Raw genomic sequence first — 8795 nt, 5'->3', positions numbered from 1 at the left:
AGCAGCAAGAGGCTCAGGCACAGAAGCGCGGCCGCGACGAAGAACTTGCTGAGCCAGCGCAGTTCCTCAATGACATGCGCCTCAGCTCGCCAGCGCAACGAGCGTGCATAGCCGGCGAGAACGTAGCGGCCGATCTGGCTATCCGCCAGGTGTTCACGGTGGTAGTACAGCGGGATGACGAAGAACAGTGTGCCCATCAAGAGGTTGACTGCGCTCACGGTTTACCTCGTGCAGGTAGCGATCCAGACAAGTGGGCGAGGGATGACAGCCGCCAGCGCTGTGAACGCGCTGACCTGTTCCCGTGACAGCAGTCCGCTCATCGTGTGACCCGCCGTTTGGTGGTGGGCTTTTCCGGCTCGGCGCTGCGCTTGGCCACGGGCTGAGTCCGCAAGATCGCCTGCTTGGCCTGGTGTTTGAGGATGAGGCTTTCGAGCACGACCTCGGCGACGTGGCGCTCATCGTCGTCGAACTGCCGCAGGGCCTCGAACTGGCGCTTGAGGGCATCGTCGGGGCCGCGCTCGTCCTCATCGAAGAGCAGCCAGTCGGCGCTAACGGCTAGAGCCAGCGAGAGTTTGCGGATCATGTCCAGGGTGGGCTGGGCCTCACCCTTTTCGTAGCGCTGGATCTGGGTCAGGTGGATGCCGGCCAGATCGGCCAAGCCCTGCTGGGTCAGGTTCCGGGACTTGCGAATTTCGACCAGGCGTTCCGGGAAGCTCATCGCGAGGAGTGCGGTGGTGGCGGAGGCGGTCACGATACGGCCCGGTTTCTGGAAGGAGGTTTGCGGTACATCCTAAAGGATGTTAGAAAAGTGTCCAACAAGACTGTTGACGTCTTTTTGGGAGAACCCCGTGGCACGCATTCCGGACGCCGAGCTGGACCGGTTGAAGACTGAAGTGTCGCTGGTGCGGCTGATCGAGGCGCGTGGGATCGCGCTGGTGAAGCAGGGCAAAGACCTGGCGGCGCGCTGTCCGTTTCACGAGGAGGCGACGCCCTCGCTGGTGGTGAGCCCGGCCAAGAACCTGTTCCACTGCTTTGGCTGCGGCGCGGCCGGTGGGCCGATCGATTGGGTGATGAAGCTCGATGGCGTGTCGTTTCGGCGGGCGGTGGAGCTGCTGCGGCAGGAGCTTGGGGAGGCACCACGGTTTGCGGCGGATCGGTTCGATGCGGAGGGCACCGAGCGTGCGCTGCCTGGGCCGGCGAAGGGCGCGCTGCGTTTGCGAGAGGGGGCGGTGCCGTTGGCGTTGGCGGACTCCGACCAGGCGCTGCTGACGGAGGCGGTGGCGTACTACCAGGCGACGCTGACGCAGAGCCCGGAGGCGCTGGCATACCTGGACAAGCGCGGGCTGGCACACCCGGAGGTGATCGAGGCATTCGGGCTGGGGTATGCGAACCGGACGCTGGGGTATCAGTTTCCGTCGAAGGTGGTGAAGGCGGGTGCGGCGCTGCGCGGTGCGTTGCAGCGGATCGGCCTGCTGCGGGCGTCGGGGCACGAGCACCTGGTGGGCTCGCTGGTGGTGCCGCTGCGGGATGCGGACGGCCGGCCGGTGGGCTTGTACGGTCGCAAGATCGCGCCGAACGCGAAGCTGCGCGCCGGCACGGCGCTGCACCTGTACCTGCCGGGTCCGCACCGCGGGGTGTTCAACGAGGCCGGTTTGGTCGGGCAGGAAGAAGTGATCCTGTGCGAGGCGCTGCTGGATGCGCTGACGTTTTGGTGTGCCGGCTATCGCAACGTGACCAGCGCGTATGGCGTAGAAGGTTTCACCGATGAACTGTTGGCGGCGCTGCATCGGCACGGTGTGAAGCGCGTGCTGATCGCGTATGACGCCGACGAGCCGGGTAACGGTGCGGCCGACAAACTGGCGCCTAAGCTGATGGCGGAGGGCTTTGAGTGCTACCGCTGTCGCTTCCCGAAGGGCATGGATGCGAACGCCTATGCGCTGGCGGTGCGGCCGGCAGTGAAGTCGCTGGGCGTGGTGATCCGGCAGGCGGAGTGGCTGGGGCGAGGCACGCCGCCAGCGCGTACAGCGGCGCTGCCGCAGTCGGTGACACCAGCGGATTTCTCCTTAGCCGCTGCGCAGCCGGCGTCGATGCCCACGGCAGCGGAGGCCGACGATGTGGCGGCGACGACCGCAGCGCCGCCGCCCGCGGCCAAGGCAGCGCCGACGCCGGAGACGGTGACAGCGACAGCGACAGAGGAGCCGTTGCCGCCGCTGCCCGCCTCGCCGGCCGCGCCGTTGCCGCGCGAGCCTGCGGTGGCGGTGGACGAGCGCGAAGTGGTGCTGGACTGCGGGGATCGGCGCTACCGGGTGCGGGGTCTGGCGAAGAACCTGTCCTATGAATCGCTGAAGGTGAGCCTGCATGTGATGCGCGGTGAGCGTTTCCACCTGGACACGCTGGAGCTGACGCAGGCCAAGGCGCGTGCGGCATTCATCCATCAGGCGAGCGTGGAGCTGGAAGTGGCGCCGGAGGTGGTGAAGGCGGACCTGGGCAAAGTGCTGCAGGCGCTGGAGCAGGCGCAGGATGCGCTGATCCGGTCGCGTCTGGAGCCGAAGGCGGAAGCGGTGCTGGAGATGACACCGGCGCAGCATCAGGCGGGCCTGGCGCTGCTGCGCGATCCGCATTTGATCGATCGCATCGTGGCCGACGTGGAAGCGACCGGCGTGGTGGGTGAGTCGGCGAATGCGCTGGTGGCGTATCTCGCCTGTGTGTCGCGCAAGCTGGACAAGCCGCTGGCGATCCTGATTCAGAGCACATCGGCGGCCGGCAAGTCGACGCTGATGGATGCGCTGCTGGCGCTGATGCCCGAGAGCGAGCGAGTGCACTACTCGGCGATGACCGGGCAGAGCCTGTTCTATCTCGGCGAGCAGGCGATGAAGCACAAGATTCTCGCCATCGCCGAAGAAGAGGGCGTACGCCAAGCCGCCTATGCGCTGAAGCTGCTGCAGAGCCAAGGCGAACTCACCATCGCCAGCACCGGCAAAGACCCGGTGACGGGTCAACTGGTCACCCAGGAATACCGCGTCGAAGGCCCCGTCATGCTGTTCCTCACCACCACGGCCATCGACATCGACGAAGAGCTGTTGAACCGGTGTCTGGTGCTGACGATTGATGAGAGCCGCGAGCAGACCGCGGCGATCCAGGTGCGGCAGCGGCAGGCGCGCACGCTGGACGGATTGCTGGCGCTAGCCCGCACGGCGGACGTGCTGGCGGCGCACCGCGCCGCGCAAGCCCTGCTGCGGCCGCTGGCAGTGGTGAACCCGTTTGCGGAAGCGCTGACGTTTGCGACCGATCGCGTGCGGCTGCGGCGCGATCACGCGAAGTACCTGGCGCTGATCGACAGCATTGCCCTGCTGCACCAGTACCAGCGGCCGGTGCGCAGCGTGGAGCACGGCGGCCGTGTGATCGAGTACGTCGAGGTCAGCCGCGACGACATCGCGCTGGCCAACCGGCTGGCGCATGCGGTGCTGGGCCGCAGTCTGGACGAGCTGCCGCCGCCGACGCGGCGCGTGCTGGCGCAGGCTCAGGCCTTTGTCACGCAGCGGGCACAGGCGCAGGCCATCGAGCGGCATGCCGTGCGTTTCACCCGGCGCGAACTGCGCGAGGCGCTGACGCTCAGCGACAAGCAGTTGCGCGTGCATGTTGATCGGTTGGTGGAGCTGGAATACGTGATCGCGCACGCCGGCCGCAACGGCCAGCGATTCGTCTACGAGCTGGTATTCGACGGCGATGCCGGCAGCGACGCACCGCAGGCGGTGGGCCTGGTGTCGCTCGATGATGCGTCTACGACGGCCAACCTCGTGGGGATAAACGTCCACCTCGTGGCCGGCTCGTGGCCGGGTAGTGGTAACCCCGTGGCCACCTCGTGGGGCCAGAAAATGCCGGCAAACCCGCCTGCCGCCTCGGGGTTTTCCTCTTTAGCCGCGGCTAGGGACGAAAGCGCACGTCCAGAGGTCCCGGCGGCACGCCGCCGTAACGGTGCGATGGCCGAGTCCGTGCAGGCGGCGCCATGAGCGCGCTGTCGGTGTATGCGCGTCACCACTACGAATGGCTGCGGGTGAGCGGCCTGAGCGAGCACACGGTGGCGGCGGCGCGCAGCGCGGTGAAGCTGTTCCTGGACTGGCTGGGCGAGCGTGGCGTGGAGCGGCCGGAGGACGTCACGCTGGCGATGCTGGAACGTTATGCGCGGCACCTGTTCTACCTGCGCCGAGCGAACGGCCAACCGCTGACGCTGTCGAGCCAGCGCCAGCGGCTGTCGCCGCTGCGGAAGTTTTTTGCGTGGCTGACGCGTGAGCGCGTGATTGCGGCCAACCCGGCCGCGGACCTGATGCTGCCGCGCACGCAGCGACGCCTGCCGATGCGGGTGCTGAGCCTGGCGGAATTCGAGAGCCTGGTGCGGCACACGGGGGTGCATGGAGCGCTCGGGGTGCGTGATCGGGCGATCCTGGAAACGCTGTTTGCGACCGGTATCCGGCGTTTCGAGTTGGCGCAGTTGACGCTGCGGGATCTCGACCGTGCCGGCGGCACGCTGGCGGTGCGCGAGGGTAAGGGCCGGCGTGATCGGCTGATCCCGATCGGCGAGCGGGCGTTGGCGTGGATCGAGGCGTATCTGACGGATGTGCGGCCACTGCTGTCGGTGGATGCGGCGGACGCAACGCTGTTTCTGACCGACCACGGCCAGCCGTACGTAAAGAACCGGCTGTCGGATTTGGTGAAGGGGTATCTCGAAGCCGTCGGGATTCGGACCTACGGCGCCTGTCACCTGTTCCGGCACTCGATGGCGACGCTGATGCTGGAGAACGGTGCGGACCTGCGATTCATCCAGGCGATGCTGGGCCATGCCGACATCAACACGACGACGATCTACACCCGCGTGGCGATCAGCAAGCTGAAAGAGGTGTACACGCGCACGCATCCGACAGCGACGCTCCAGCGCCGGGTGCGTGAGGACGACGCGAGTGCGTGAGAGCGTGGAGGCTATCGTGCTCCCACCGCCGTCACGGCGCTTGCAGTGCTCCGCTCCACTACGCCGCATTCAGCGGCTCCGCTGCGCTGCGCAGCAAGCGCAGCGCCGGCTCTCTCCGGCCGTCCCTGGCCGTCTCCGTTGAGCGCTGCGCTCTGACCGATCCCGCTCGGCTCCTGCCTCGCGTCTGCCTGCATCCGCTTGCGCGCATGCAGTGGGTTTGCCCAGCAGGCACGCAGCGTGCGCGATGCAGCCGCACACCCTGCGCGCCTGCCGCTGCGCTCGGCTGTTGCGTCCCCAACCCCGTGTCGCGCGGGAAGTCCTCGCTCTGTCGAGCCACTGCGGTGCGCGCTCACGGGGCTTTAGGCGGCCAAGTGACATAACGCGCAATTACGCGCAGGCGTCCTGCCTGTGGAGGCGCGGCGCGCGGCGTCCTGCCGCGCGAAAGCCCCGCGCCCGCGTAATTCGCGCTATGTCAAATGGCCGCCGGTGCCTCCCAGCACCTGCTGTGGTGCCGCGCTCCCGGCGCGGCGTGTCTTTAGCGTCCTGCACGCGCTGCGCGCGTCTGCGCGCCATCCATGGCTTGCTCGCCTCGCTGCTGCGTGTCGCGGTTGCGCGCGGGGTTGGCGTCGCGGCTCCGGCCAGGCTGTCGCCGCGCGCTCCGTGCTCCCCATCGCTGCGTATGTGGCCGCTCAACCGCTGCGCGGTTCGAGCGGACCACTGGCACAGCGTGCGGCCTCGCTGGAGAGCCAGAGCGCGCAAGCCCCGATCGTTTCGTTTTAGTTGCTCGCTGTTGTCGTCGCAGGGTAGCGCCGTGCTCGCCGCGTCAATGCCAGGCCCGCTTGCGCGGGTCGCTGCGCGAGCATTGACCCGGCTGCGCGCGGCGCTGGTGGACCCCCGCCAACAGCGATCAACACCTGATCGCGGGCACATCAGGAGTCTCGTCAATGGATGCTCAATCCCTGCGTTACGTGCTGGCCAAGCAGGTGCCTGAGATGCGTCATGGCCTCACCCTGGAAACCACCTACGGCTCACTGGTCCTCGTCGGCAGTGACGCCGCCCAGGTGGCTGAGCTGGTCGAGAAGCTGCTGCGGGCCAAGCTGAAGCGGTCCGAGCGCGAAGAAGGCAAACGCTGAAGACTCGGCGCCGTCCGCCTCACGCGGGCGGCGCTGCACCGCCTGCGCGTTGCGCGTGGCCTGTACGCCTGGCTCCGCCTGCAGGCAGTAGGCCACGCGCCGCCTCCGGCCGCGCAGCGCGTGCCGCGCTGTCGCGACCGCAGGCCACAGAAGAGCCGGGCAGGGCATCGGACAAGGGCGCGTTGCAGGGTGAGACAACCGCCCGCTCTGGCGTACGAGCACGCCGCTTGCTGCCGCCTCCACGCAGCATCGACACTGCCGCCCATGCTGCGCCGCCTACTCACCCTGCTGACCGTCCTCACGCTGGCCTGCGCCAGCGCGCATGCGTACGTGCCCGAGCGCTCGCTGCTGCAAGCCGGCGAACTCGCGTCCGCGGCCAAAACCGCACCTCGGGGTTTTGCGGCTCAGGCTGAGCCTGCAGCTAAGGAAAAATCGCCGGTAAGTCCGCACTCCACCAAGGAAAAAACGCTCGACACGGAAGAACCGTCCAATGGGCGACGTTTTTACGCGCAGCAGCGGTACTACCGGCCGGGGCTGGGGCGATTCAACCGCATCGATCCGTGGGAAGGCAACGAGCTCAGCCCGATTACGCTGAACAAGTATTTGTATGCCAACGGCAATCCGCTGCTGTACGTCGATCCGGATGGGCGGGCCTCGCGGTGGGCGAGCGAAGACGAGATCCCGCACGGCGCGAACTACTGGGCCATCAATCGAGGTGGTCGCGTTCAGTACTGGAACACCTCGGCGGACGCGTATTCAGACGCAAGCAACTATCAGATCGCCCGCAGCATGGCGGCGAGCTTTGGGGCCACCGCGCAGGCGATGGAACGCGGCATGCTCGACCGCCTGTCGCGCTGGGCAACGGGTGCTGACGCAGAATCCGCGCCTGCATCGGCAGCTGCGGCACCGCTGCAGGTCGTCGAGAGTGGTGGGCCGGAGGGCGTGGGCCTCACAGACCCAAACTGGGAGATGGCTCGCCTTGCGCAACTCCGAAGCGGCCTGACCACCGGCGTTGAAGGAGTCAAGCAGGGCGCAGAGATCGCGCAGGAAGTGGGTTGCGGATTGAGTGTCGCCTGTTCTCTGCACTCGGCGACCACGGGGCTGGACCAGAGCGGCAAACGCCTCAGCGGCGTCGAGCGTGGCTTGGCGGCAGCTCCGGTTGGCTTGGCGCTGTTGAAGATCGGCGGCGATGCCGCAGGTGCGGCGGTCAAGGCGGATGGCGCGGTGAGCCAAGCCGGCGGTGGCATGCCGGCCTGGTTGAGAGCGCTCTTCCAGCGAGGCGATGATTTCAACAAGCGGCAGCAATCGAGGTATCCGTACAACGAGGTCTATGTGGAGCGCTCGTGCGGGCAGGGTGCATGTCTACGTTTGGATTCCTACAACCCGAGAGGCGGACCCGAAGGTGTGGGTGAAATTGTTTCGCGTAAGAACACGCAGATCGGCGACGTACAGCCCGAGACAGTTTTGGGGTATCTGCGTGAGCTTGAGCGCAAGTACGCACCAGGTACGGTGATTGCGGATACTCCTCGGAATCGGGAGTGGGGGTTGGCAGGCGAGCGACTGCGAGGCCAGATGTATCTTGACGTGCCGGTGCAGAATGCGCCGGTGCCTCAGCAGTCGATCGACGAGGCTGCACGGCGGCGAATCATCATTCGGGACGAGCTTGGAAATGAGTACTAGCTATTGTGAGGCTTGGTTCCGCGCCCGAAAGGTCGCGACAAAGCCGTTGACCGAAGCCGAGGCGCGCAAGCGCCACGAGAAGAAGGGCGCGCTATACACGGTGCTGCTGGGTGATTCCGCACGTCCAAGCACGATCATTGAGATCGTTAGCTTGGATAGCCTACAGGTGGAGTACTACGACGAGTCCTTAAGGCGAGTTGGGTACTATCAGTTTGTCATCCAATCGAACGGACAGCTGTTCATGGTAGCCGCTGGGTTCAATCAGTTTGACGGCGACAATCGCATGCCGATCTGGTCGCGCCGCTTGAGTTTCAAGCCTAACGGTCAAGTGATGAGTTTCGAGGAGGACCACATCCGCGACCCGGGCATGGAGACAGTGGTGGAAAAGACGGTCGATGTCTCATTGAACTGGGAGCCGTACCCCGAGTTTGGCGACTACGCGAGCATCGCCCGCTTCCACCGTGACAAGCCGGCAGCGGAGCAGGTCGGCGTTACGGGATAGGGTCCAGGAGCAGAGGGTCAGGTCTATCTTCGTAGCACGGGTCCAGGAGCAGAGGGTCAGGTCTATCTTCGTAGCACGCCGGGCGGTGTTGCAGGAGTTGGGGGCAGATCGAGCGTTCTGATCGTTGATTTCAAGGGGCCGAGCCCCTGCTGCGTGCTCTGTTCATTCCAGTAGCAAAGCACGTCCCCAAGCCCCGCTCTCGCGGGGCTTGTTGTTGGTGTGCTCGAAACTCGGCGCTGCTGGGGTCAGCGCCCGGCCTGTTGCAGCACGGTGTCGAGCATCTGGCTGACGAACTTTTGCTGTGCCTTGGGTAGCTTGCTGACCTGCTCCAGCTGATGCAGCAGCTTGGGTGCGGGGCCGCGCTTGCCGGTGGTGCGCGGTTCTGGCGTGCGAGACCAGAGGGTCAGGTCTATCTTCGTAGCACGCGGTGCGGTGTTGCAGGAGTTGGGGACAGATCGGGCGTTCAGATCGTTGATTTCAAGGGTCCGAGCCCCTGCTGCGTGCTCTGTTCATTCCA

At 66.2% G+C, this 8795-nt stretch carries 7 protein-coding genes; 5 read left to right on the top strand and 2 right to left on the bottom strand.

Going from position 1 to position 8795, the window contains the following annotated elements; all coding sequences use genetic code 11:
• A partial coding sequence (locus ACIQ7H_RS21015) for a hypothetical protein (RefSeq protein ID WP_395795245.1) occupies positions 1 to 218 on the bottom strand: 218 nt, incomplete at its 3' end.
• Positions 219 to 316: 98 nt separating this feature from the next.
• Complete coding sequence (locus tag ACIQ7H_RS21010) at positions 317 to 751, bottom strand: helix-turn-helix domain-containing protein (RefSeq protein WP_395795243.1); 435 nt, start codon at positions 749 to 751, stop codon at positions 317 to 319.
• Positions 752 to 848: 97 nt separating this feature from the next.
• On the opposite strand from ACIQ7H_RS21010, the gene ACIQ7H_RS21005 reads away from it, so the two are divergent.
• The 5 genes from ACIQ7H_RS21005 to ACIQ7H_RS20985 all read left to right on the top strand — a co-directional run bounded on the left by ACIQ7H_RS21005 (position 849) and on the right by ACIQ7H_RS20985 (position 8278).
• On the top strand, positions 849 to 4010 hold the full coding sequence (locus tag ACIQ7H_RS21005; protein ID WP_395795241.1) for a CHC2 zinc finger domain-containing protein: 3162 nt from the start codon (positions 849 to 851) through the stop codon (positions 4008 to 4010).
• Positions 4007 to 4963, top strand: a complete 957-nt coding sequence (gene xerC / locus ACIQ7H_RS21000; protein ID WP_395795239.1) for a site-specific tyrosine recombinase XerC — start codon at positions 4007 to 4009, stop codon at positions 4961 to 4963. Before ACIQ7H_RS21005 ends, xerC begins: the two co-directional genes overlap by 4 nt.
• A 944-nt stretch (positions 4964 to 5907) precedes the next feature.
• Positions 5908 to 6096, top strand: a complete 189-nt coding sequence (locus tag ACIQ7H_RS20995) for a hypothetical protein (protein WP_395795237.1) — start codon at positions 5908 to 5910, stop codon at positions 6094 to 6096.
• A 264-nt stretch (positions 6097 to 6360) separates the two neighbouring features.
• Entirely contained in the window at positions 6361 to 7776 is a 1416-nt protein-coding gene (locus ACIQ7H_RS20990) for an RHS repeat-associated core domain-containing protein (RefSeq protein WP_395795235.1), read from the top strand.
• On the top strand, positions 7766 to 8278 hold the full coding sequence (locus ACIQ7H_RS20985; RefSeq protein WP_395795233.1) for a hypothetical protein: 513 nt from the start codon (positions 7766 to 7768) through the stop codon (positions 8276 to 8278). Before ACIQ7H_RS20990 ends, ACIQ7H_RS20985 begins: the two co-directional genes overlap by 11 nt.
• Positions 8279 to 8795 lie beyond the last annotated feature (517 nt).

Origin of the sequence: Aquimonas sp., from assembly GCF_044377145.1 — a bacterium.
In the GTDB taxonomy this organism is placed as follows: domain Bacteria; phylum Pseudomonadota; class Gammaproteobacteria; order Xanthomonadales; family Xanthomonadaceae; genus Aquimonas.
Note: the sequence above shows the minus strand (reverse complement) of the source record. Positions and strands in the feature narration are given on the sequence as shown.

What these genes read in the sequence shown, in the direction of transcription:
- ACIQ7H_RS20995 (WP_395795237.1), top strand. Translation starts at nt 5,908, where the DNA reads ATGGATGCTCAATCCCTGCGTTACGTGCTGGCCAAGCAGGTGCCTGAG.
- ACIQ7H_RS20985 (WP_395795233.1), top strand. Translation starts at nt 7,766, where the DNA reads ATGAGTACTAGCTATTGTGAGGCTTGGTTCCGCGCCCGAAAGGTCGCG.
- xerC (WP_395795239.1), top strand. Translation starts at nt 4,007, where the DNA reads ATGAGCGCGCTGTCGGTGTATGCGCGTCACCACTACGAATGGCTGCGG.
- ACIQ7H_RS20990 (WP_395795235.1), top strand. Translation starts at nt 6,361, where the DNA reads ATGCTGCGCCGCCTACTCACCCTGCTGACCGTCCTCACGCTGGCCTGC.